Here is a 24,229-nt window from a genome sequence, read left to right on the forward strand (position 1 = left end):
GAATAAGCAGGCGTTACGAATGATCGAAGCCTAAGGAGCGTTGCCATGAGAGTGTTGATCCTCGGCGGGACGGGTACGATTAGTACGGCCATAACCGCTCAGCTGCTTGCCCATGGAGGAACGGAAGTCTGGCATTATAATCGGGGCACCGGAGACGTTCCGGAAGGCGTAACGACGATGATCGGGGACAGAAGAAACATTGCCGCTTTCGAGCGCCAAATGGAGGAAGCCGGATATTTCGATTGCGTCATCGATATGATCGGCTTTACGCCAGACGAGGCCGAGAGCGCGATCAGAGCTTTCAAGGGGCGCGCCGGCCAGTACGTCTTCTGCAGCACCGTAGATGTCTATTCGAAACAAGCCGACTCCTACCCGATCAACGAAGGGCATAGCCGGCACCCTCTTGTTTCTTTTCCATACGCCTATCATAAAGCGGCCTACGAGAACCGGCTGTTCGAGGCGCATGACGATTCCGATTTCCCCGTTACGATTCTACGCCCCGCCCAGACGTATGGCGGGGAAGCCTCCGCCGTGCCGTCGATCGGGAATCCCTTCTATCAGATGAGGCGGCTCCGGGAAGGAAGGCGCATCATCGTGCACGGAGACGGGACGTCCATCTGGAGCGCCTGCCATAGGAACGATGTCGCCCGGGCGTTTGCCAACGCCGTCGGCAACCCGGCTGCCATCGGTAAAGCCTACAACGTCACGGGCGAGGAATGGATGACGTTCGACCGCTACTGGCACTGCGTCGCCCGCGCTCTCGGTGCACCGGAACCGCGAATCGAGCACATTCCGACCGATTTGCTGGCGAGGATGCTGCCGAATGAAGCAAGCTGGTGCGCCGAGAACTTCCGTTACAACAACCTCTTCGATAACGGCGAGGCGAAGCGGGAGCTTGGATTCCGTTACACCATCGGCTGGGAAGACGGCATAAGGCAAGTCATCGGGGACCTAGATCGCAAAGGGTTGATCGAGCGCAGCGAGGAGCTTCCGTATTATGATGCCGTATTGGCCTCATGGGATCGGTATGCTGCCATGATGGTTAATGAAATCAATAGATTCGATATCGTCGATAGCGGCGCGTGAATCGCGCTTTACCGTCCACGTTCTAAAGGATGCGACACTAATCGAAGGAACCATGGCGATATTTCGTCATGGTTCCTTTTTACGCTTAGAAGCAATCCGCCATCGTCAATCATAGTCAATCCAATGCGGCGTCCGCTTCGTAACAACAAATAAAGCTTAGCTGGACCGAAAGGGGTCCTGGTCTAAGCTTTGCCGAAATGTTTTGCTGTTATTGCTAGCCCTTTAATGAGCCTACCATAATACCTTTGACAAAGTATTTCTGCAAGAACGGATATGCGCAGAGAATCGGCAGCGTAGCTATTACAATCGTCGTATACTGAATGAGTGCTCTATACATGTCCTCCGCTTGACCACTGATCCCGTTTTGTACTTGTAACATGCTGCCTTTATCATTTTGAATCAGTATTTCCCTAAGGATCAGTTGAATAGGGAACGTATTTCGATCTCTAAGAAATATCGCCGCATTAAACCATGAATTCCACATAGCTACTCCATAGAATAACACCATGACCGCAATAATTGGCATTGATAATGGAAGGATGATTCTAAACAATACCGTAAAGTCATTTGCACCGTCAATTTTAGCAGACTCTTCAAGACTCTCGGGAATCTGCATAAATGATGTTCGCATGATAATAAGATTCCATGTATTGATTGCGCTCGGGAGAATAATGGCCCATCTCGTATCGTATATGCCCAAATTTTTGACTAACAAGTAAAACGGAATAAGGCCTCCGCTAAAAAACATCGTTATTGTTATTAGCATCAATATATATTTTGAAAATAGAACCCCTTTCCTTGATAACGCATATCCACCGAAGCAAGTAAAAATCATGCTAATAAATGTTCCGACTACAACGTAAAAAACGGTATTGTAATATCCGATGCTAATATTGGGATTCTTTAACACCAACGAGTAGCCTTTCAAGGTAAACCCGAGAGGTTTTAGCAATATGCCTTGATGCTGCATCAACAGCTTCGGATCGCTAAATGAAGCAAAAATAACATATAGCATAGGATATATACATACGATGGAAAGCGCCGCCAAGAAAATGATATTAAACAAATCGAATGTTTTTTCACTTATTGAACGTTTATGAACCATTTTAACACACCCTTTACCACAAGCTATTTTCCGAATATTTCTTGGAAAGCCAGTTGGCCCCAATAAGAAACAAGAAATTTATCAATGAATTTAGCAGACCGATTGCCGTGCTATAACTATAATCGGCATTTAAGAGCCCTCTTCTATAGACATAGGAGGAAATAACATCGGCCGTATCATAGGTTAAAGGATTGTATAGAAGAATGATTTTTTCGAACCCTACGCTCATAATGGAACCCATTCTAAGGATTAATAGGATCACGATAGTAGAGGATAAGCCCGGTAAAGTAATATGAAGCAATTGTTTCCAACGTCCTGCTCCATCAATCGTAGCCGCTTCATATTGTTGCTGATCTATGTTTGTCAAGGCGGCAAGATATATGATGCTCCCCCAACCGACGCCTTGCCAAATTCCGGAACCGATAAATATGGTTCTGAATAGTTCCTTACTCGCTAATAAATTCGTTTTTTCAAAACCAAAATGAGAAAGCAGCTGGTTGATTAGGCCATTGGTAGAGGTGAAATCGATAATGATACCGCATACAACTACAATTGATATAAAAAACGGCAGATAGGTTAAGTTTTGAACCGTTTTTTTGAACACCTTACTTTTGACTTCATTTATTAACAATGCAAGGATAATTGGGGCGGGAAACCCCCATAAGATGTCATATATATTGATGAGAAACGTATTTGTAATGACACGCCGAAAGTTTGGATCCATGAAAAATGATTTGAAATTGTCGAATCCGACCCATGGACTATTGAGAATTCCACGCCCTGGAGAAAAGTCCTTGAAAGCAATAATCACTCCGTACATAGGTATATAACAAAATATCATATACCATGCAACAACTACGGAAACCATCAAATAGATGTATTTATTTTTTTTAAGGTCTGATTTTATGATGTTCTTTTTTCTGTTATGAGCTTTTGCGATCAAAACGAATCATCCCTCCTACCAAAATAAAAACGATGTGGGATGGCTATCTTTTGAATTTCCATCCCACATAATTAATTGTGTTTTTGCTATCTCTTGTTATACCGATCAAGCTGATCTTGAGTAATTTTTATAATCTTGTCGATACCCATTTTTTTAATTTGCGCGACATACTTATCAAAATTACTAATCGGTTCTTCACCCATTATGAACTTGTATACCATTTCTTCCCGATACGTATTGACTTGAGTCATCACTTCAGCATTTACTTTGACCTCTTCATCGGTTGAGGACAAAGGAGGCAAGATATAATCCTTTCCGGGGGTGCTCCATTTGTCCATGGCATCATAAACTTCAGGAGCCATTACATAAGATAGAGGATTTCTAAGCGATGCCTCATACAGGGTTTTATATTTATCAATTGCAGTCCAGAAATCCACTCCATCCGGATTCTTCGTTAGAAGCTCCGTAAACTCAGGATGTTGCGTTTTAATTCTTTCGCTCAAGGATGGAGGGAAGAAACCGGGGCCATCCTTCTGCTCCACAGGCCCGTCAACCCAGTTGTACGATACGCCTTCAACTCCATAGTTGAATAACATAAACCCTTCTTCCGAGTATCGGTAATCAAGCCATTTCATTGCGGCTTCAACGTTTTTGCTTTTTGCGGATATCGCAATATCGCTTCCTTTTGAATACCAATTCTTATTTCCGATGTGTATGGTCTTAGCAGGGTCATCCCCCTCTTTAAGGACGGGATATGTAGTCGGCACTAAATTGTAATTCGGGTTTGTTGATTTGCCGGCAGTAGCCCACGGACCAAAACTTCCGTAATAAACAACAGCAGCCGAACCGGCTTTTCCGGAAGTAATCTGCGCATCGCTGCTTTTATCATCACGTGTTGCAAAATCTTTATCAATTAGCCCCTCTTTATACCATTGATTCATTAACGTAAGAAAGTCTTTAAACCCAGGCTCGATCGGGCCGTAAACAACAGTCCCGTTTTTGTTCAAGAATTGGGAATAGGAAGAACCATAGGTACCCGCAAAAGCTTCTGCAGCACCAAACTTGCTGAATTGTAGGAGCATTGGCGTCTCGAGCTTTTTCTTCTCTTTAAACGCTCTGAGAACATTCGTCCAATCGTCTATCGTCTTAGGCATCTGCAGTCCCAATTCGTCCAGGAAATCTTTTCTGATTGCAGGACCTGCCCACGAAGGCTCTTCGTCTGCCTGCAGCATTTTGAAGCTCCATATCGTACCATCATCTTCTTTGGCCTGTTTAGCAATATCGGGGTTCTGAGCCAACACCTTCGCATAGTTTGGAGCATACTTCGGTATAAGGTCATTTAATTTCAAATATACGCCATCCTGCACGGCTTTGAGTCCGCCGCCTTTATAGCCCCAATCAGGAATAATATCCGGTAGCTCCCCGGAGGCTATCATTAAATTAAACGCTTCTCCTTCTTGACCGGAAGGCGGAGTAATATAATCTATCTTGATCCCCGTTCTTTTCTCCATTTCCTGAACAACCATGTTATCGTTTATGCTTTTGATATAAGTTGAACTAAACGGGTGCCAGTAAGTGAGCTTGGTGCCTTGATAATCCGCGAACTCTGCTAAAGAGCCCTTTGGTGCAGTGCTGTCTGTTGTGTTTTCGGAAGTGTTTGTATCCTTTCCACAAGCAGCAAGAGAAAGAACCATAGAAGCCATAAGTATCCCTGAAGATAGCGTCAGACTTACTTTTTTCATTTTCTTCAATTTCTTCATTGCCAATCCCCCTTAGATTATTGTGTTTCGAATCCGGGCAGCAAGTTAATAACGTTCTAACTCGGTTACCTTGGATAAACTGTAAGTCAGGTAAGGAGGGACAGTAAATCGTCACTTTAATCTTCATCGCCTATAGTCAAACTAACGACGTTTATCTCCCTTTTAAAACACTTTTCATAACATTCACAGGCAAAAAAGGAACTCCTGAATTAGTAAATCGTCACTTTTTAAACGATCAACCAAATTTAACATTGTTCCAAAACATTATTTAGTTCACGGTATTTCCCCGGAGTTACCCCTTCATGTTTTTTAAAGGTTCGAATAAACATATTGCTGTTCAAAAATCCTGTCAATTCGGCAATATCCTTGATATTCAATTTATCATCCAATAGGTAACCCTTCGCCTTTTCTAATCTGGTTTTGTTTATTGTAGACAAGAGACCTTCTCCTGTCTGATTCTTGAAAAATCTCGATATATAAACAGGTGTCAGCCCGAACTCCGAAGCTATAGACGAAACGCTTAAGGAGTGGTCACTGTAATGGCGTTCAATATAGGCAACAATCTCCTTGCTTTTAATGGAATTGACCAGCTTATTTTTTTCATTGTAAGCCTGCTCTATTTTCAATAAGATATCCGTCATTTGTTTTTCCATTTTAAAAATCGTTTTGCATTCAATTAATTTTCTAAACGGATTAAGGTTCTCAATAAACTTGCTATCATAAATCAAGCCTATATCATTAAATGCATTTATCATTGTATTCACGATAGCAAACATCAGGCATCTAGCCATATCCAGCGAAATATTGGGATTCGCGAAATTCTGGTCGAATACATGCTGCATGACTTGTTTTGCATGTGCAAAGTCGCCGGCTCGTATGCTATTAATAAATTGTTGCTGAACCTCGATCGGATACGTATTGGTAAAGTGCATTCTGTCAGGAGAATAAATATCGCTATACAGGATGATATTGTTATCGCCTACGACAATTTTATATTCCGCAGCTTCAAGACATTCTTTGTATGCTTCCGGTATACCGCTAATCGTAGAGTGTACATTACTTATTGAGGCCGTTAAAAGGATTCCGTATTTATCGAAAATCAAGTTTTTCCCGCTGATTATTTCATTCTGAATGAAGACGGTGTCCTCAGAAGCTTTATCAATATTCGCTATACACACAATGGATTTATCTACTTCGAAAAAGACGCAGTTAAAATGCTTGCCAACCAATTCCTCCATTATATTTCGAACGATGAACTGTGCAAGTTCTATGGATTTGTCATCGCTTTCATCATTTTCGGAAAAATGAATTTTTCCTACATCCTCCAAGTAAAACCCGATTACCACAAAATGATCACCATTGAGATCGATGCCATAAGTACTGTATTTATCATCGAGAGGCAAACTGCTTTTGATATATCCTTTTACTAATCTGTTGAGAAAATTATCCTTAAGCGTTTCCTTGTGCTGTTCCCATGTATTTGTCATGCTTTCGTTTTCATCGATAATGCTCAGCATCGATTTTTCAATCAATTTGAACTCATTTAAGCGATGATCATAGTTAATTTTTCCTTTTTTCGAAAACATGATCATTATATTATCGATTGGATTATAATTTTTCCTGGCAAATATCAGCGCTACGAATGTCCCTCCAATCAGGCATAGAAAGGTGCATAATACCATGACTTTAATAACGTCCTTTGCTTGCTTAGAAAAAACCGATCTCGGCACAATGTTAATGTAGCTCCAGTCTACATTCGCGGATTTGATATACGTTAATTCAACTTTGGAGCTGCCAAGCTTTAATTTTAACGAACCTTGATTGCCTATGAGGTTCAAAGCGGGAATATTAAGATCGCTCTGATTGCTTAAAGCCGTAACTACATCATTCCGGCTATTTATAATGATAGAGTTCCCTCCTAAGCCTTTATTGAAATTACTTAATGATTGTTCTAGAAATGTATGATCAAGAATAATCCCCAGCGTTGCATTACTTTCCTCGACTCCATAAGACGGTATCGATTGAAGAAGCACTACGCCCCCCAAATTCGGGTATTCCGTATTTCTCGCTGACATTGGGTAAAAATCCCTATTATGCAGCTTTTTCAAGAAATTAATCCATGCATCGTTATCATGCACTTCATTCGGATAATAAGAATTGAAATATTCCATACCGCTGCTTGTCCCTTTGTCGGACACGATTAGATCTCTTTTAGGAATATAGATGAAGACATCCTTAATATAGCTATTGGTGACCTTAGAGATCCCAATGGTACTGATTACTTGCAACATGGATAAACGGTAAGCCGGTTGTATAGGCTCGACAAGATTGCATTGTGCGATAACGTTCTTGTCCAACACAATCGTGTTCATTATTTTGTCAATGTCATTCAGTTTATTATCAATCGTATCCTGTAGCTGTTTGAGCATGGCATGATTAGCTTTATTGATTTCCGTTTGAATGACTCGAACGGATTGTATATAGGCTACGGCGCTTATAATTAACGAAACTAAAATGATGGTTAAATACGAAAGTAATAACGATATAAATATTTTTCTTTTTTCCTTTATGAATTTTAAAATCATACTCACTCAATCCTCCATAATCGCATTCAGAGAAATATTGTTGTTTCTTTATAAAAGATCCCGATTGCACCCTAATAAAATAAATTAATGTTGAATTATGTAAACTTTACTATATGGCGAATTGTATAGGAGCCGCAACGAACAAAAAAAGCAAAAGGCCCACGCCGGTTTCATGTAAAATGGATGGAACTGAAATCCCATTTACAAAAGAACTCGACATGAGCTGCTCCTATTTAATCGAACCGCGGCAAAGTGGAGACGTTACCTTGGATAAACTGTATGTCAGATAAGGAGGATTTGTAAATCGTCACTTTAATCTCCATCGCCAATATGTTTATATGCTTTTTTAAAACTCGTTCTATTAAATTTACAAGCATAAAAGGACTCCTAGAATAGTCAATCGTCACTTTTTACAGGATCGGCTGAATTTCACGTCGATACTAAACATTGTTCAGTGTCGGTATTATCCCCGGGTTTCCCCCGCGCAGAACAGCCTGCAAGCCGACGAAGGCGAAATCAGACGAAAAACCCACCGAGTAACACTCAGCGGGTTTTCATTTAACAAATTTGATTTCTACGGCTGCTCCGTACCTTCGGCATTCGTTTCACAACAGCGGCTTTTATATAACCCATACGAATGATTCAACACGCCACGTTAATTAACTCCGTTTACTCCACCGTCACGCTCTTCGCCAAATTCCGCGGCTTATCCACGTCGTTGCCGCGCGCCAGGGAAGCGTAATACGCGATCAGCTGCAGCGGCACCACGGACAGGGCCGGCGCCAGAAGCGGCAGCGTCTTCGGAATCGCGAACAGCTCGTCGACGGACTTGCCGACTTCTTCTTCGCTGCCGGCGTTGACCAGGCCGAGCACATGCGCGCCGCGTGCCTTGACTTCCTTGATGTTGCTCAGCGTCTTCTCGTACAGCTCCTCTTGCGTGATGAGCGAGATGACCGGAATGCCTTCTTCGATCAGCGCGAGCGTACCATGCTTCAGCTCGCCTGCCGCATACGCCTCGGAGTGAATGTACGAGATTTCCTTCAGCTTCAGCGAGCCTTCCTGCGCCACCGCGAAGTCGACGCCGCGGCCGATGAAGAACAGGTTGTTATGCTTCGACAGCGATTCCGCTACCTGCTTCAGCACGGCCGCGTTCTCCAGAATCCGCTCCACCTGCTCCGGCAAGGAATCCATCGCCGCGATGATTGTCGCTATATCGTCCGCCTTGCGCGTGCCGAGCGTATCTGCCAGGAACAGGCCGAGCAGATAGAACGCGATGAGCTGCGACGTGTACGCTTTGGTCGAAGCGACGGCAATTTCCGGTCCGGCTTGCGTGATGATGACATCGTCCGCTTCGCGGGCTACCGAGCTGCCGACGACGTTCGTGATCGCCAGCACGCGCGCGCCGTTGCGTTTCGCTTCGCGCAGCGCAGCGAGCGTATCCGCCGTCTCGCCGGATTGGCTGACGACGATGACAAGCGTCTCCTTCGTGATGATCGGCGAGCGGTAACGGTATTCCGACGCAACGTCCGTCTCAACCGGGATCCGGGCCAGGCTCTCGATGACCGACTTGCCGACGAGCCCCGCATGCATCGCCGTTCCGCAAGCAACGATATGCACGTTGCGAATCGCGCGAATTTGCTCGGCCGTCATGCCGATTTCGTTCAGGACGACGGAACGACCGTCATCCGAGATGCGTCCCATCATCGTGTTGCGGTAAGCCTTCGGCTGCTCGTAAATCTCTTTCAGCATGAAGTGATCGAATCCGGCCTTTTCCGCCGTCTCCAGATCCCAATCGACATGGAATATTTCCTTGGAAATAAATCCACCATCGATCGTCATCAGTTCGACACTATTCTTCGTCAGAATCGCCATCTCGCCGTCATTCAGAATATACACGTCGCGCGTATGCTCCAGAATGGCCGGAATATCGGAACCGATGAAATTCTCGTCTTGGCCGACGCCGATGACGAGCGGGCTTGCGAAGCGCACCGCAACGAGGCGATCGGGCTCATATTCCGTCAAGACGCCGAGCGCATAAGCGCCGCGCATCCGTTTCACCGCACGCTGAACGGCTTTGACGATGTCGCCGTCGTATTCGTCCGCGACCAGATGGGAGATAACCTCCGTGTCCGTTTCCGATACGAACTTGCAGCCCTTGGCGATCAATTCTTCTTTCAAATCCAGATAATTCTCGATAATGCCGTTATGCACGACGGAGAACTTCAGCGAGTTGTCCGTATGCGGATGGGAGTTGACGTCCGAAGGCTTGCCGTGGGTCGCCCAGCGCGTATGCCCGATGCCGACCGAACCTTCCAATGGCTGACCGCCCAGCTTCTCCTCCAGGTTCGCCAAGCGCCCGATCGATTTACGCACTTCCAGCCCGTTCTTCGTGAACACGGCGATGCCCGCCGAGTCGTAACCGCGGTATTCCAGCTTCTTCAAGCCCTCGATCAAAATATCCTGCGAATCCCGTTTACCGATGTATCCTACAATGCCACACATATGAATAGCCTCCGTTATCGATTATTCATGCGGCAACGGATGCCATTGAATTGGTCAAAGCGTGGCGGCGCAAAGCCGCCCTAATTCGCCGGCATTGTCCCGCATCGTTGATTTAGACAATAAGAAATAAAGCGCAGCCTAACGCGTTTGCAAACCGCGCGCTGCCAACCATACGACGTCACAGTCGCACTTAAACAAGCCGACCTATGCGTCCACGAACGACGAATCGCCTACTTTCGGCGAATCCGTGTAGCATGAACCGAGACAGACGTACAGAACAGCGTTGCCGACTGCCTGCGTCCCATCTGTCTTATTCGCATTAGACACAAACCTGCACCTGAACCGCGCATACGGCCTCCGTTGCCGCGTACGCTTCGTATTGCTATAGAGCATCCTGCCGATCGTTTGTCAGACCAGTCGCCCGGTCTATTTGGGAATCGGCTTTCGGTTGAATGCGATACCGGGAGGTCCCCGCCGAAAATTTCGAACACCTCCACCTCGTCAGCTTGCCGTTCATACAGCCGATAATTGATCCGCAGCATCCGTTCCGTATAGGACGCTGCAGCAGCTGTAGGAATAAGCGCAAGCTCTGGCGCTTAAGTGATGCTATACCCTCTACCCTCGCTTTCCTTCCTGAATGTCACCTCTTACTATATGCATTTTGTCGGGAACGTGCAACCAATTCTTTCGGCAACCGCTTACAACACGCGTTTTTTCGCGCTCGATCCACTCCCCTCCGCCGCATGACACGCCACAACAAAAGGCAACCCCATTCGCTGACATCACGCCCAGGGTTGCCTTACGCCTGCATCGCCATTCGCTATTCGACGCCGATCTCCGCACGGACCGTATCGACGATACGCGCCACGTGAGCTTCCACTTGCGCCTTCTCCGGACCTTCCGCCATGACGCGGATCAGCGACTCCGTGCCGGATGGACGCACGAGCACGCGACCGTTATCGCCAAGCTCCCGCTCCACTTCCGCAATGACCGCGGCGATGGCCGGATTGCTCTTGTACGCGTTCTTATCCGCCACGCGCACGTTGATCAGCACCTGCGGATATTTGCGCATCAGCTGCTTCTGCTCGCTCAGCTTCTTGCCGGACGCGACGAGCGTTTCCGTCAATTGCAGCGCGGTCAGAATACCGTCGCCGGTCGTGTTGTAATCGAGGAAAATCACATGGCCGGACTGCTCGCCGCCCAGGTTGAAGCCGCCGCGCCGCATTTCTTCCATGACGTAGCGGTCGCCGACCGCCGTCTGCGCCGTCTGCAGACCGATCTTCTGCGCCGCCTTGAAGAAGCCGATGTTGCTCATGACCGTGGTCACGACCGTATCGTTCTTCAGCTTCCCTGCCCGCTTCATCGCATCGCCGCAGATGCAGAGGATGAAGTCGCCGTCGACTTCGTCACCGTTCTCGTCGACGGCAATCAGCCGGTCCGCGTCGCCGTCGAAGGAGAGGCCCAAGTCCGCGCCGTGCTGCAGCACGGCTTCGCGGAGATACTCCGGATGCGTCGAGCCGACGCCGTCGTTAATATTCAAGCCGTTCGGCTCGGCGCCGACCGTGATGACTTCCGCGCCAAGCTCCCGGAATACCGTAGGGGCAATCTCATGCGCCGCGCCGTTCGCGCAGTCCAGCACGATCTTGAGTCCGTCAAACGAGTGGGAAATCGTCGTCTTCAAGAAATCGACGAAGAGCCGGATCGCCGAATCGTTCACCGTTACCGTCCCGATATCGCCGCCCTCGGGCCGCGGCAGCGTGTCGACTTCCGCATCCATGAGCCTTTCGATCTCGTTCTCCGTCTCGTCGGACAGCTTGAAGCCGTCGCCGCCGAAGAACTTAATGCCGTTGTCTTCGACAGGGTTATGCGAAGCCGAGATCATGACGCCCGCATCCGCGCCCAGCACGCGCGTCAAATAAGCCACGGCCGGCGTCGATACGACGCCAAGGCGAACGACGCTCGCGCCGATCGAGAGCAAGCCCGCGATCAGCGACGCTTCCAGCATCGGTCCCGAGATCCGGGTATCCAGCCCGATGACGACCTTCGGCTTCTCCGCCTGTCCGGCGAGCACATAGCCGCCGCAGCGGCCGATTTTATAAGCGAGCTCCGGCGTAAGTTCACGATTTGCGACACCGCGGACGCCGTCTGTTCCAAAATATTTTCCCATCGTTGTAAGATCCCCTTTGATTATTGATTTCCGTTCGCCGGTTCAACGTTCGTCGTTGTCTCCTTGCTCCCATTCGTACTGCCGCCGTTCGTCTGCGGCGCATTCCCCGGCGTCTCGCTCCCATTCGTCGCCGCGTCCGTGCCGGGCGAAGCTTCGCCTGTGCCGGCGTTCTTGCCGCTGTTGCCCGTATCCTTGCTGTTGCCGGTGCCTTTGTCGCTGCTCGCCGCGTTGTTGCCGGCGTTCCCCGCAGCATGGTCCGCGGCACCGTTGGCCGCGCCATTCGCTCCAGCGCCCGCGGCGCCCGGATCCGTTGACGGCTGTCCCGCCGCAGGCGTACTGCCGTCATCCGCCGGAGCGGTTGCCGGCGGCGCCGTGCCATCCGTAATCGTCACCGAAATGCTTAGCGGCGGCCCGGACGATTGGCTGATGAATCGCGGCAGATGCATCACGAGCGGCACGTTATGGCTGCCCGGCCCGAGGCCGCTTAAATCCCCTACCAGCTGTACGTCCTTGTTGCCGATCGCGGCAAGCGTATTCGGCGCGCCGTCGATGGAGGCATCGACTCGCCCGTCCTCCGGCATCGTAATTTGCGCTTGCAGCCCGTCGGATAGGCCGATTAACGTAACCGGCAGTTTCGTCAGCGTCTTCGTCTCCGCAGGCACGATCGTATAGTCGAACGATACCTTCGCCGGATCGACCGACGCGATATCTTTGCCCGGTTTGACATCGAGAACCATCGTACCCGATTGTTTCAATTGCGACAAGTCTATTGTCAAATCATCATAAAATTCATATTTATCCAGCACATCCTGCGGCCCGTAGATCGTAATCGCGTCCACGCTCTGCTTGAACGACGAAACCGCGAGTCCGTTCGGCAAAGCTCCCGTGAAGCTAACCTGCAGCGGCAGCTTCTTGAACGGTTTCGTAATCGGGATTTCCACCTCGACGACGTTCGGGCTGATCACCGCGTCCGTCAGCTCATTGCCATCCTTGTCCAGTGCCACGAGCTTCATCTTCTTGTCGGTAATCGTATCTTCCTCGCCTTCGACGGACACCGTACCGCCGACAAACGCCACCTGGCTCATCTCGTCCGAAGGAAGGGTCACGTGAACGCGGCCGTTCGGCTTCACGAGCGGCTGACCGGTCTTATACCCTTTGCCGGGCGTACCCTCAGTATGAATCGTCACATCAAATTCTTTCGTCAGCAGCCGCTCCAATACGACCGTCACGTTGCTCGGCCTTGCCTCGATCAGCTCGAGCCCGCGGGGCAGATTGACTTTTACCGGCAGCACCATCCGTCCTTCGCTCGCTTTGCTCAAGTCTACCGTGACCTGATAATCATTGTTATGCGAAGCAAGCAGCAGATCGGACCGCGAGCCGCGAACGGTCAATTGCACCTCTTCCGGGTCCAGCAGCCGCAGCGCATAGTTCTTATCGTCCATGCCGATCGGCTTAATCTGAACCGCGTCGATGCTGCGCGTTTCCATCAGCGTCGATACCGTTTTCGGCGTCTCTTCGGAGTCGAAGTGAACGACCGCCCACATGAGAATCCCGATCAGCAGGGAAATGATTTTGAGCGCCGTCGGGTTATTGAGCCATTTATCCACGCTGATCGCCTCCCTTCCGTTTCCAGAAAGGAATCTTCATGCCTTGGCGCTCGCGCGTCTTCGGCTTCGGGTTCAGCTCCTCGTAGAGCTTCGAGATCAGCGATTCTTCTTTAATGTCGCGAACGATCATGCCGCCGACCGCGAGCGAGATTTGGCCCGTCTCCTCGGAGACGATGACCGATACGGCGTCGCACACTTCCGTGATACCGATTGCCGCTCTGTGCCGCGTCCCCAGCTCCTTGCTGATGAACGGATTCTCCGACAAGGGCAGATAGCACCCGGCCGCTTTGATCTGATTGCCCCCGATAATGACCGCGCCGTCATGAAGCGGCGTGTTCGGGATGAAGATATTAATGAGCAGCTCCGAGCTGACGACGGATTCCATCCGAATCCCGGACTCCGTGTAATCCTGAAGTCCGGTGCTGCGCTCGAACACGATCAGCGCTCCGATCTTGCGCTTGGCCATATAGTTGAGCGCCTTAATTATGGCATTAATCCGGTCGCTCGTATCGGAATCCTCCACGGACGTGCGGCTGAACAATTTGCCCCGTCCCAGCTGTTCCAGCGCGCGGCGAAGCTCCGGCTGGAAAATAACGAGCACCGCGAACACGCCGAGCGTGAACATCTGGTTCATGAGCCACTTCAACGTGTACAGGTCGAACCAGGTGCTGATCGCCCAAGTGACCACAAGCACGAGAATCCCTTTGAACAGCTGAACGGCCTTCGTGCCGCGAACGAGCAGGATCAGCTTATAAATAATATAGCTAACGACGGAAATATCGATAATGTCCTTAATCAATACCGTCCATGTCATATCGTCAAAATAGTTCATCCGTCAACCCCCAAAGACCGCATGCCTACCGCAAGTTGATCCTTTTATCGGAATTATAACCTTATTATTTTCTAGAAACGGGGTTGTAAATCCTCTTTTCCGCTATAAAAAAACCTCCCGCACACGGGAGGCAGCAAATCAATAGGCCAGACTGCTGATGGAAGTCGTCACTTTGTACCAAAACCAGTCCAGCGCCTGGTCAATCTGTTTTACTTCTCCGGAAATATGCGCGGTTGAAGCCTCATACAGCGATCCCGAGATGACGGTCACATCGCCGTCCACATCGCCGAGTACGTTCGCTTTGCCGTTCTCGATCGTCAAATCGCCGTTAACATGCGCCCCCGCGGGCACGGTGACGGTATCGCCTTCGATGACGACCTCCGCCAGATCGGGTCCCCGAACTGCCAATTGACTGTCCTGCTGCCACATCGCCAGGAAACTGGAGAACATCACGAGCATGAACACGGCCGCAACCGACACGGCCGGATGATTCCGGACCCATCTGGTGAAGCCAGCCCCGGTCGTGCGGCGCTTGACCGGCAACGAGCTCATGATGCGCTGTGTCAGCTGCGCGGATTGATCCGCTGTAACGACGAAATGCGTGTCCATCACCCTATGCGCGAGTGCTTCCGTCTGTTCCAGCTGATCCAAGCGGGCGCGGCATGCCGAGCAGGATTCCAGATGCGCTTTCAGCCCGGCGATATCGTCAAGGGGCAGCTCGTCGTCCAAATAATCATGCATCAGCATGATGGCGACGTTGCAATTCATAGCAGCCAGTCCTTTCTTCGTTGTAATTTCACAGTAGTATTCGATACGTGCGAAACCTGTGAATGTTTCACTTTTTTATGAAATCCGCGGCCGCCCAAATAATGGGAACCCGGTATAAAGACCCGTTTCCTACAGCTTATGCTCGAGTTTCTTGCGAAGAAACTCCCGCCCGCGGTGCACCCTCGTCTTCACGGTCGTGACCGGCATATCCAGCACGTCGCCGATCTCCTGCAGCGAGAGATCCTCCAGATAGCGGAGCACCATGACCGACTTGTATTTGGCCGGCAGCGTCGCAATGGCCTGATGAATGATCCGCTGCGTGTCCGACAGGAGCAGCTCGGTCTCCGGCGTCCGGTCTTCGCTTGGAATCATCGCGTACCCGTCGAGCCCTTCGTGTTCCCCCGACTCCGCATCCAGCGAATAGACGGCTTTGCGCTTGCGCAAGCGGTCGATGCACAAGTTCGTGGCGATCCGGTAAATCCAGGTCGAGAACTTCATCGTCGTGTCGTAACGCTCCAAATTTTTATATACACGCAGGAACACGTCCTGCACGACATCCTCCGCTTCCTGCCGGTTGTACAGCATCCGGTAAGCCATATGGTACAGCTTGTCCTGATACAGCTCCACGATCTCGGCAAAAGCCCGTTGATCGCCTTGCAGCGCCAATTTCGCTAATCTCGCCTCAACTGATATCAAATGCACTCCTCCAAACCCGCCGTATCCTTTACACGACTTTATGATTATACCGTTAATTGGCGCTTGGAGGCAATGAATGGAGGGGAAAAGGAAATGTAAGCCGAGTAGCCATGCTGCGGCGTTTTCGCTATCCACAGGTTTATCCACATTTTCCCCACAATTCATTCACGAGTTGTGGATAGCACATTCGTTTTGCAATAAAAAAGCCGGCCCCCTTCATGGATAAGCTCCATTTCCGGGGGACCGGCTTGCTGCTATCCACAGCCGCTTGGTCTGTGGATAAATGTTTGTGCTGCGTCTCCGAGCGTCGACGCAATCCAATCTTCTTTGGATGAATGCTGCACGATCTGATTACCGTGCAAACCAATCATCCGTATGCTGAAATGCTGCGTCTCCTAACGTCGACGCAATCCAATCAGCGGTTAGACGAATGCTGCGAACCCTGCCGGGTTCACAAACCAATCGTCTGGATCAACCCGTGTTTCTCAGACCCGCCGCAATGCCGTTGATCGTGAGCAGCACTTCGCGGAGCAGCTCCAGGTCGTCGGCATCGCCTTTGGCGCGCTGCTCGCGCAGTTCCTTCAGCAGCTGCACTTGCATGTAGCTGAGCGGATCCACGTACGGGTTGCGCAGGCGGATCGATTCCTGGATTACCGGTACGTTGTCCAGAATCTCTTCCTGCCCCGTAATCTGCAAGATGAACGAGGACGTGCGCGCGTACTCCTCTTCGATCTGGGTGAAGATGCGGTCGCGGATCGTTTGATCGGCGATCATGCCCGCGTATTCCTTCGCGATTTGCAGATCCGCCTTGGCCAGCGCCATCTGCAGGTTATCGATCAACGTCGTGAAGAACGGGAACTTCTCGTACATCTCGCGCAGCGTATCGAGACGCTTCGCGTCGTCCTGCACATACTCCTGCAGCGCCGTTCCCGCGGCGTACCATGCCGGCAGCAAATAGCGGCTTTGCGTCCATGCGAACACCCAAGGGATTGCGCGAAGATCTTCGAAGCGGTCGCTTCCTTTGCGCTTCGAAGGACGCGAACCGATGTTCAGCTCGCCGACTTCCGGCAGCGGCGTCGATTCCTTGAAGAACGTCATGAAGTCCGGATCCCGGAAAATCAAATCCTGGTACTTCGTGAGCGCCGTCTCCGAAATGGTACGCGAAATTTCTTCCCATTCCGCCGTTGCGGCGTTTTCCTGCTCCGGATACTTCGCCAGGCGCGAAGCCGTTACGAGCGCCCAAGTCGCCTGCTCCAGGCTGCGGTATGCGATGCCCTTGAGCGAGTAACGCGAAGACAAGACTTCGCCCTGCTCGGTGATTTTAATGCCTCCTCCGACCGTGTGAGGCGGCTGAGCCAGGATGCTGCGGTTGAGCGGCATGCCGCCGCGGCCAAGCGCGCCGCCGCGGCCATGGAAGAACTTCAGCTTCACGCCGAATTTCTTCGCCGAGCTCGTAATCGAATTCAGCGCTACGCGCAGCTCCCAGTTCGCCGTCACGACGCCGCCGTCCTTGTTGGAGTCGGAATAGCCGAGCATGATTTCATGCAGATTGCCGCGAGCTTCCACAGCCTGACGGTACACCGGAAGCGCGAACAGCTGCTCCATGATGCCAGGCGCCGCATGAAGATCGTCGATCGTTTCGAACAGCGGCACCGCCTGCAGGGTGCACGTCACGTTGCCGCTTGCTTCTTTGCGGAACAAGCCTACTTCTTTGGCGAAGACCATAACCTCCAGCATGTCGCTGGCGCCTTGCGTCATGCTGATCAGATAGCTGGAAATGCAATTCGTCCCGAACTCCGCTTGCGCCCGGTAAATCGTATGGTAGACGTCCAAGCATTCGCGCGTGCCTTCTGAATAAGCAAAATGCGGCGAAGTCAGCGGACGCGGATCGTTCAGCAGCGTGTGAAGCAGGTTAATCTTCTCGTCTTCGGACAGCGAAGCGTAGTTCGCGACGATGTTCATGTTCGCGAGGATTTCCGTCATCGCGTTCTCATGCTCTTTGCTGTGCTGGCGAACGTCGAGCGCTGCAAGGTGGAACCCGAACAGTTCGACTTGACGAATCAGCTTGCGAATATGCGTATCCGCTACATAGTCGGCGAAATGATGGCGCAGGCTGCGGTCGATGACGAGCAGATCCGCTTTCAGCTCTTCAGCGCTGTTGTAGCGCTTCGCAGAGCCTTTCAGAGACTCGTCGAACGCATTGGCCAGCTTCTCCATCATGTAGCCGATCTTGATGCGGTAAGGCTCCTTCTCGTTGCGCCAGATGTCCACGCAGCGAAGCTCGACTTGCTCGCGGTCCTTCTTGATGGACTCGATGAGCTCGTCCGAGACGTTAATGATGCTTGTGCTGAAGCTCAGCTGTCCCATTACGTCTTTCAGCAGCTCTTCGTACTTCTTAAGCGCAAGGCTGCGCTGCAAGCGCAGCGTTTCCCACGTGACGTTAGCCGTAACGGACGGATTGCCGTCCCGGTCGCCGCCGATCCAAGAGCCGAAGCGGAGATAGGTCGGAACATGCCAAGGTTCGGCGGACGGGTAATATTTATCCAGACAGCGTTCGAGTTCTTCATAGACGTTCGGAAGCACTTCGAACAGCGTCTCGTCGAAGAAGTACATGCCGTTGCGCACTTCATCGATAACGGTCGGCTTACGGTCGCGCAGCTCGTCGGTTTGCCAGAGCGTCAACACTTCGTTCAGCAGCTTCTCGTGCAATTTCTCGCGCTCGCGGAACGTCAGCGTAGGATCGTCCAGCTCCATCATCTCGGCTGCGATGCGCTGATGAATATCGAGCACGTCGCGGCGCGTTGCTTCCGTCGGATGCGCCGTCATAACCAGCTCCAGGGAAATGTCCGAGATGATCGTTTTCACGTTATCTACGGAGATGTCCTGATCCTTCAGCACCTGAATGGCGCTTTCGATCGAGCCAGGCTGTACCTTCTCGCCCGAAGAACGCTCGTAATCGCGTTTGCGGCGAATCCGGTGGTTCTGTTCGGCGATGTTCACCAATTGGAAATAAATCGCAAATGCACGAATGACTTGGTGACGCAGCGCAGGAGTCAACGTATCGATCACTTGTTTGAACTCCCCGTCCAGCTCCGGCAGAAACTCCGAACGAAGCGTTTTGCTCATTTCACGAATCTTCTCAACGGTTTCCAGCAGTTCGCGGCCGCCTTGATGAACGAGCACATCCCCCAAAATGTTGCCCAGGAAACGCACGTCACGTCGCAGCAAGTTGTTCGCTTGCGGTCGGTTTGTAGTCATTGTTGTACCAGCCTGTTCCGACATTCCTAATCCTCCTTCAGGTTGCGGTGCCAAACCCTATCTTAGGCTTGTCGTTGGTTTGCTTAAGCAACACCAGCCAAAAGCATAATCTTCGGTTTTTGATGCAGAACGCTGCCCTAAATGTATATTTTGACGGCTTATCTTCGGCAATTGCCTTCAGCAAGCTTCACTATAAGCCAAATTAACCGGAAACGACGGTTTAATAAACTCTAACCATCATACTACAAATCACGTGACCAGAGTAGCTTTTTCACGGATGGAAGGAAAAGGAATATTCACGAGGTAAAACAAAAAGCCTTGGGATCCCAAGGCTTGAATATGTATTATGGAGCGGGTGATGGGAATCGAACCCACGCTATTAGCTTGGAAGGCTAAAGTTCTACCATTGAACTACACCCGCAAAGAAGTGAATGGTCGGGATGACACGATTCGAACATGCGACCCCCTGGTCCCAAACCAGGTGCTCTACCAAGCTGAGCTACATCCCGATATGCAAATCTTTTAGAGAAAATAAATGGCGTGCCCTGAGAGATTCGAACTCCCGACCTTTTGATTCGTAGTCAAATGCTCTATCCAGCTGAGCTAAGGGCACGTATGGAGCGGAAGACGGGAATCGAACCCGCGACCCTCGCCTTGGCAAGGCGATGCTCTACCGCTGAGCCACTTCCGCATTTCAATGTCAGTCGCTTTTTCTCAAGCGCGACAAGTAATAATATATCATGGACCCAAACAGAATGCAACCCCAATTGAGGAAGAAAACAAACTTTTTTTCGGGATGCATTCTGTTGAGCCTTGCATAGTTATAACCAGCCGTTCTAACGGGAAGCTAGCTTACCTTCACCGGCTCCAATACCGGCTCTTGGGCTAACTCGTGCATCGTCTCGCCTGCAAGCGCAAACGGGAAGCACAGCGGCACGCCTGTGCGCGGATCCGGAATGATATCCGTCTCGATGTTGAACACTTCGCGCAGAACCTCTTTGGTCATGACATTCTCCGGAGCGCCTACGCTGACGACCTTCCCCTTCTTAATGGCTACCATATGCTGCGCATAGCGGGAAGCGTGATTCAGGTCATGCACGACCATAATGATCGTTCTGCCTGCCGTTGCGTTCAAGTGGTGGAGCAGCTCCAGCACCTCGAGTTGATGCGCCATGTCCAGATAGGTTGTCGGCTCATCCAGGAAGAGCAGGTCAGTCTGCTGCGCAAGCGCCATGGCAATCCATGCACGCTGGCGTTGACCGCCCGACAGACGGTCAATGGGCCGATCTCTGAACTCCATCAGTCCGGTGCTTTCGACCGCCCATTGAATAATGGCCCGATCCTCCTTGTTCAAGGAGCCGAATCCGCGCTGATACGGAAAACGCCCATACGACACGAGCTCCGATACCGTCAGCCCGTCCGGAGCCGTCGGATTCTGCGGGAGGATCGCAAGCTGCTTCGCAACTTCCTTGGTTGACTGCTTATGGATGGACTTGCCGTCCAGCATGACCGTTCCGTTCGACGGCGCCATCAGCCTTGCCAATGTTTTCAGGATCGTGGATTTGCCGGATCCGTTCGCACCGACGAGAGCGGTGATTTTGCCTTTGGGAATCGTTATATTCAAGTCCTCGACGATCAGACGTTCTTCGTATCCGATGTTCAAGTTGTTCGTATGCATTGCGTTCATTCCATCCACCCCTTGCGGTTGCTTTTATTAAATAGTGATAATAATTCTCACTGTAATAGTCAATAATAATGATAACCATTCTCAATAAATGCGTCAAGCGTTTTCAAATATGTATAGGAAATAAATTGTTTCGTCCGTCTAAATATTCACATTTCGAATGAATAACCTGCTTGACGTGAGCTTGCGCAAGCACTCCGTTAACAATTAGCCCTATACACAATAATTGAGCTGTGACTGTGGATACGCCATTGCATGCATGCCTGGCTTACACATGCCAAGACTAGACTTATACACATGTTATGCACAAAGAGACCCTTATCATTGAGGGTCTCTTATCTGATGCGCGTAGAGGGACTTGAACCCCCACGGTCGCCCGCCAGATCCTAAGTCTGGTGCGTCTGCCAATTCCGCCATACGCGCATAGTATTCAAATTCCATTTTCTTGAGCGGAAAATGGTGAGCCATGTAGGACTCGAACCTACGACACCCTGATTAAAAGTCAGGTGCTCTACCAACTGAGCTAATGGCTCAAAAAGATGGCTGGGGATCTAGGATTCGAACCTAGGGAATGACGGAGTCAAAGTCCGTTGCCTTACCGCTTGGCTAATCCCCACTATATTCTGGTGGAGGCTGAGGGGATCGAACCCCCGACCCTCTGCTTGTAAGGCAGATGCTCTCCCAGCTGAGCTAAGCCTCCGTGTTGAGAGAGAATGGTGACCCGTAGGGGACTCGAACCCCTGTTACCTCCGTGAAAGGGAGGTGTCTTAACCACTTGACCAACGGGCCTTGAAAATCTGGAGCTCTCAACCGGGATCGAACCGGTGACCTCATCCTTACCATGGATGCACTCTACCTACTGAGCTATGAGAGCATGAATGGCTCCCCGAACAGGACTCGAACCTGTGACAACTCGATTAACAGTCGAGTGCTCTACCAACTGAGCTATCAGGGAACGGTATGTAATTCGGGTGATTTACACCCTGAAAACTGGATACGAACCTTTGCGAAGGTCTTTCATTAGCTGAAGAGCATGCATGTTGGATAAGCCCTCGACCGATTAGTATTCGTCAGCTCCACGCATTGCTGCGCTTCCACCTCGAACCTATCAACCTCGTCGTCTTCAAGGGGTCTTACGTACTGGGAAATCTCATCTTGAGGGGGGCTTCACGCTTAGATGCTTTCAGCGCTTATCCCGTCCGCACTTGGCTACCCAGCGGTGCTCCTGGCGGAACAACTGGTACACCAGCGGTGCGTCCATCCCGGTCCTCTCGTACTAAGGACAGCTCCTCTCAAATTTCCTGCGCCCACGACAGATAGGGACCGAACTGTCTCACGACGTTCTGAACCCAGCTCGCGTACCGCTTTAATGGGCGAACAGCCCAACCCTTGGGACCTACTTCAGCCCCAGGATGCGATGAGCCGACATCGAGGTGCCAAACCTCCCCGTCGATGTGGACTCTTGGGGGAGATAAGCCTGTTATCCCCAGGGTAGCTTTTATCCGTTGAGCGATGGCCCTTCCATGCGGTACCACCGGATCACTAAGCCCGACTTTCGTCCCTGCTCGACTTGTAGGTCTCGCAGTCAAGCTCCCTTATGCCTTTGCACGCTACGAATGATTTCCAACCATTCTGAGGGAACCTTTGGGCGCCTCCGTTACATTTTAGGAGGCGACCGCCCCAGTCAAACTGCCCACCTGACACGGTCCCTGTACCGGATCACGGTACCAGGTTAGAACTCCGATACGATCAGGGTGGTATCCCAACGATGCCTCCACCGAAGCTGGCGCTCCGGCTTCTCAGGCTCCCACCTATCCTGTACAGATCGTACCAAAGTCCAATATCAAGCTGCAGTAAAGCTCCATGGGGTCTTTCCGTCTTGTCGCGGGTAACCTGCATCTTCACAGGTATTAAAATTTCACCGGATCTCTCGTTGAGACAGCGCCCAAGTCGTTACGCCATTCGTGCGGGTCAGAATTTACCTGACAAGGAATTTCGCTACCTTAGGACCGTTATAGTTACGGCCGCCGTTTACTGGGGCTTCGGTTCATAGCTTCGGGTTACCCCTAACCACTCCCCTTAACCTTCCAGCACCGGGCAGGCGTCAGCCCGTATACTTCGCCTTACGGCTTCGCACAGACCTGTGTTTTTGCTAAACAGTCGCTTGGGCCTTTTCACTGCGGCCCCCTCGGGCTATTCACCCTACCGAGGCACCCCTTCTCCCGAAGTTACGGGGTCATTTTGCCGAGTTCCTTAACGAGAGTTCTTCCGAGCGCCTTAGCATACTCTGCTCGCCTACCTGTGTCGGTTTGCGGTACGGGCACCTTCGCCTGGCTAGAGGCTTTTCTTGGCAGCCTGAACGCATGACCTTCGCTACTGCAATTTTCGCTCCCCATCACAGCCCAGCCTTACGATGCGCGGATTTGCCTACGCATCAGCCTCACTGCTTGGACGGGCATCCATCAGCCCGCGTCACTATCCTTCTGCGTCACCCCATTGCTCGTAACGGCTTACGGTGGTACAGGAATATCAACCTGTTGTCCTTCGACTACGCCTTTCGGCCTCGCCTTAGGTCCCGACTTACCCTGAGCGGACGAACCTTCCTCAGGAACCCTTAGGCTTACGGCGGACAAGATTCTCACTTGTCTTTTCGTTACTCATACCGGCATTCTCACTTGAATGCGCTCCACCAGTCCTTACGGTCTGACTTCAACGTACATTCAACGCTCCCCTACCCCTGATGCATACGCATCAAGCCATAGCTTCGGTGGTGTGTTTAGCCCCGTTACATTTTCGGCGCAGAGTCACTCGACCAGTGAGCTATTACGCACTCTTTAAATGGTGGCTGCTTCTAAGCCAACATCCTGGTTGTCTTTGCAACTCCACATCCTTTCCCACTTAACACACACTTGGGGACCTTAGCTGATGGTCTGGGCTGTTTCCCTCTTGACAATGGATCTTAGCACTCACTGTCTGACTCCCGGTTATAAGTACATGGCATTCGGAGTTTGACTGGACTTGGTAACCCTTGGCGGGCCCCGCACCCAATCAGTGCTCTACCTCCACGACTCTTGACACCGAGGCTAGCCCTAAAGCTATTTCGGGGAGAACCAGCTATCTCCGAGTTCGATTGGAATTTCTCCGCTACCCCCACCTCATCCCCGAATTTTTCAACATTCGTGGGTTCGGGCCTCCAGTGCGTGTTACCGCACCTTCACCCTGGACAGGGGTAGATC

13 protein-coding genes, 11 tRNA genes and 1 rRNA gene (1 of these 25 only partly in view) are annotated in these 24,229 nt (G+C 50.8%); 1 reads left to right on the forward strand and 24 read right to left on the reverse strand.

Features of this window, described 5'->3' with window-relative positions; translation table 11 throughout:
- Positions 1 to 45 precede the first annotated feature (45 nt).
- The gene (locus GXP70_RS27390; protein WP_162359760.1) at positions 46 to 1,086 is read left to right on the forward strand and encodes an NAD-dependent epimerase/dehydratase family protein; all 1,041 of its coding nucleotides are present in this window, start codon (positions 46 to 48) and stop codon (positions 1,084 to 1,086) included.
- A 214-nt stretch (positions 1,087 to 1,300) separates the two neighbouring features.
- Here the strand turns inward: GXP70_RS27390 and GXP70_RS27395 are convergent, their stop codons facing one another.
- The 24 genes from GXP70_RS27395 to GXP70_RS27510 form a co-directional block, all read right to left on the reverse strand.
- The gene (locus tag GXP70_RS27395) at positions 1,301 to 2,191 is read right to left on the reverse strand and encodes a carbohydrate ABC transporter permease (protein WP_162359761.1); all 891 of its coding nucleotides are present in this window, start codon (positions 2,189 to 2,191) and stop codon (positions 1,301 to 1,303) included.
- 13 nt (positions 2,192 to 2,204) lie between these two features.
- Positions 2,205 to 3,134: an ABC transporter permease gene (locus GXP70_RS27400; RefSeq protein WP_225442578.1), complete on the reverse strand. Its 930-nt coding sequence runs from the start codon at positions 3,132 to 3,134 to the stop codon at positions 2,205 to 2,207.
- An 86-nt stretch (positions 3,135 to 3,220) separates the two neighbouring features.
- Complete coding sequence (locus GXP70_RS27405; RefSeq protein WP_162359763.1) at positions 3,221 to 4,894, reverse strand: extracellular solute-binding protein; 1,674 nt, start codon at positions 4,892 to 4,894, stop codon at positions 3,221 to 3,223.
- 245 nt (positions 4,895 to 5,139) lie between these two features.
- Positions 5,140 to 7,479 (reverse strand): helix-turn-helix domain-containing protein, encoded by a 2,340-nt coding sequence (locus tag GXP70_RS27410; RefSeq protein ID WP_162359765.1) that lies wholly within the window; start codon positions 7,477 to 7,479, stop codon positions 5,140 to 5,142.
- A 669-nt stretch (positions 7,480 to 8,148) separates the two neighbouring features.
- Positions 8,149 to 9,981: a glutamine--fructose-6-phosphate transaminase (isomerizing) gene (gene glmS / locus GXP70_RS27415; RefSeq protein WP_162359767.1), complete on the reverse strand. Its 1,833-nt coding sequence runs from the start codon at positions 9,979 to 9,981 to the stop codon at positions 8,149 to 8,151.
- Between the two features lie 820 nt (positions 9,982 to 10,801).
- Positions 10,802 to 12,148, reverse strand: coding sequence for a phosphoglucosamine mutase (gene glmM, locus GXP70_RS27420; RefSeq protein WP_162359769.1), 1,347 nt, complete (start codon positions 12,146 to 12,148; stop codon positions 10,802 to 10,804).
- Positions 12,149 to 12,168: 20 nt separating this feature from the next.
- On the reverse strand, positions 12,169 to 13,755 hold the full coding sequence (locus GXP70_RS27425; RefSeq protein WP_162359771.1) for a CdaR family protein: 1,587 nt from the start codon (positions 13,753 to 13,755) through the stop codon (positions 12,169 to 12,171).
- The gene (gene cdaA / locus GXP70_RS27430) at positions 13,748 to 14,587 is read right to left on the reverse strand and encodes a diadenylate cyclase CdaA (protein ID WP_162359772.1); all 840 of its coding nucleotides are present in this window, start codon (positions 14,585 to 14,587) and stop codon (positions 13,748 to 13,750) included. Before cdaA ends, GXP70_RS27425 begins: the two co-directional genes overlap by 8 nt.
- Positions 14,588 to 14,725: 138 nt before the next feature.
- On the reverse strand, positions 14,726 to 15,355 hold the full coding sequence (locus tag GXP70_RS27435; RefSeq protein WP_162359774.1) for a zf-HC2 domain-containing protein: 630 nt from the start codon (positions 15,353 to 15,355) through the stop codon (positions 14,726 to 14,728).
- A gap of 129 nt (positions 15,356 to 15,484) precedes the next feature.
- Positions 15,485 to 16,051 carry an RNA polymerase sigma factor SigW gene (gene sigW, locus GXP70_RS27440; protein ID WP_162359776.1) on the reverse strand — a complete coding sequence of 189 codons (567 nt, stop codon included), beginning with the start codon at positions 16,049 to 16,051 and terminating at the stop codon, positions 15,485 to 15,487.
- 471 nt (positions 16,052 to 16,522) lie between these two features.
- Positions 16,523 to 19,333: a phosphoenolpyruvate carboxylase gene (ppc, locus tag GXP70_RS27445; protein WP_162359777.1), complete on the reverse strand. Its 2,811-nt coding sequence runs from the start codon at positions 19,331 to 19,333 to the stop codon at positions 16,523 to 16,525.
- A gap of 323 nt (positions 19,334 to 19,656) precedes the next feature.
- Positions 19,657 to 19,730: transfer RNA gene (locus GXP70_RS27450), tRNA-Gly, on the reverse strand.
- A gap of 11 nt (positions 19,731 to 19,741) precedes the next feature.
- Positions 19,742 to 19,818 (reverse strand) — tRNA-Pro (locus GXP70_RS27455).
- 27 nt (positions 19,819 to 19,845) lie between these two features.
- A tRNA-Arg gene (locus GXP70_RS27460) sits at positions 19,846 to 19,922 on the reverse strand.
- A 3-nt stretch (positions 19,923 to 19,925) separates the two neighbouring features.
- A tRNA-Gly gene (locus GXP70_RS27465) sits at positions 19,926 to 20,000 on the reverse strand.
- 156 nt (positions 20,001 to 20,156) lie between these two features.
- Entirely contained in the window at positions 20,157 to 20,996 is an 840-nt protein-coding gene (locus GXP70_RS27470) for an ABC transporter ATP-binding protein (protein ID WP_162359779.1), read from the reverse strand.
- A 340-nt stretch (positions 20,997 to 21,336) separates the two neighbouring features.
- Positions 21,337 to 21,416, reverse strand: a tRNA-Leu gene (locus GXP70_RS27475).
- Between the two features lie 34 nt (positions 21,417 to 21,450).
- A tRNA-Lys gene (locus GXP70_RS27480) sits at positions 21,451 to 21,526 on the reverse strand.
- A gap of 7 nt (positions 21,527 to 21,533) precedes the next feature.
- Positions 21,534 to 21,609, reverse strand: a tRNA-Gln gene (locus tag GXP70_RS27485).
- Positions 21,610 to 21,617: 8 nt separating this feature from the next.
- Positions 21,618 to 21,693: transfer RNA gene (locus tag GXP70_RS27490), tRNA-Val, on the reverse strand.
- A gap of 14 nt (positions 21,694 to 21,707) precedes the next feature.
- Positions 21,708 to 21,782, reverse strand: a tRNA-Glu gene (locus GXP70_RS27495).
- 9 nt (positions 21,783 to 21,791) lie between these two features.
- A tRNA-Thr gene (locus GXP70_RS27500) sits at positions 21,792 to 21,867 on the reverse strand.
- Positions 21,868 to 21,872: 5 nt separating this feature from the next.
- Positions 21,873 to 21,948, reverse strand: a tRNA-Asn gene (locus tag GXP70_RS27505).
- 85 nt (positions 21,949 to 22,033) lie between these two features.
- A 23S ribosomal RNA gene (locus GXP70_RS27510) occupies positions 22,034 to 24,229 on the reverse strand (it continues 731 nt past the right edge of the window).

This window comes from Paenibacillus lycopersici (assembly GCF_010119935.1).
GTDB classification, from domain to species: Bacteria; Bacillota; Bacilli; order Paenibacillales; family Paenibacillaceae; genus Paenibacillus_Z; species Paenibacillus_Z lycopersici.

Coding starts and splice junctions, on each gene's coding strand:
- GXP70_RS27390 (WP_162359760.1), top strand. CDS start 46: ATGAGAGTGTTGATCCTCGGCGGGACGGGTACGATTAGTACGGCCATA.
- GXP70_RS27395 (WP_162359761.1), bottom strand. CDS start 2,191: ATGGTTCATAAACGTTCAATAAGTGAAAAAACATTCGATTTGTTTAAT.
- GXP70_RS27405 (WP_162359763.1), bottom strand. CDS start 4,894: ATGAAGAAATTGAAGAAAATGAAAAAAGTAAGTCTGACGCTATCTTCA.
- GXP70_RS27410 (WP_162359765.1), bottom strand. CDS start 7,479: ATGATTTTAAAATTCATAAAGGAAAAAAGAAAAATATTTATATCGTTA.
- glmS (WP_162359767.1), bottom strand. CDS start 9,981: ATGTGTGGCATTGTAGGATACATCGGTAAACGGGATTCGCAGGATATT.
- glmM (WP_162359769.1), bottom strand. CDS start 12,148: ATGGGAAAATATTTTGGAACAGACGGCGTCCGCGGTGTCGCAAATCGT.
- cdaA (WP_162359772.1), bottom strand. CDS start 14,587: ATGAACTATTTTGACGATATGACATGGACGGTATTGATTAAGGACATT.
- GXP70_RS27435 (WP_162359774.1), bottom strand. CDS start 15,355: ATGAATTGCAACGTCGCCATCATGCTGATGCATGATTATTTGGACGAC.
- ppc (WP_162359777.1), bottom strand. CDS start 19,333: ATGTCGGAACAGGCTGGTACAACAATGACTACAAACCGACCGCAAGCG.
- GXP70_RS27470 (WP_162359779.1), bottom strand. CDS start 20,996: ATGAACGCAATGCATACGAACAACTTGAACATCGGATACGAAGAACGT.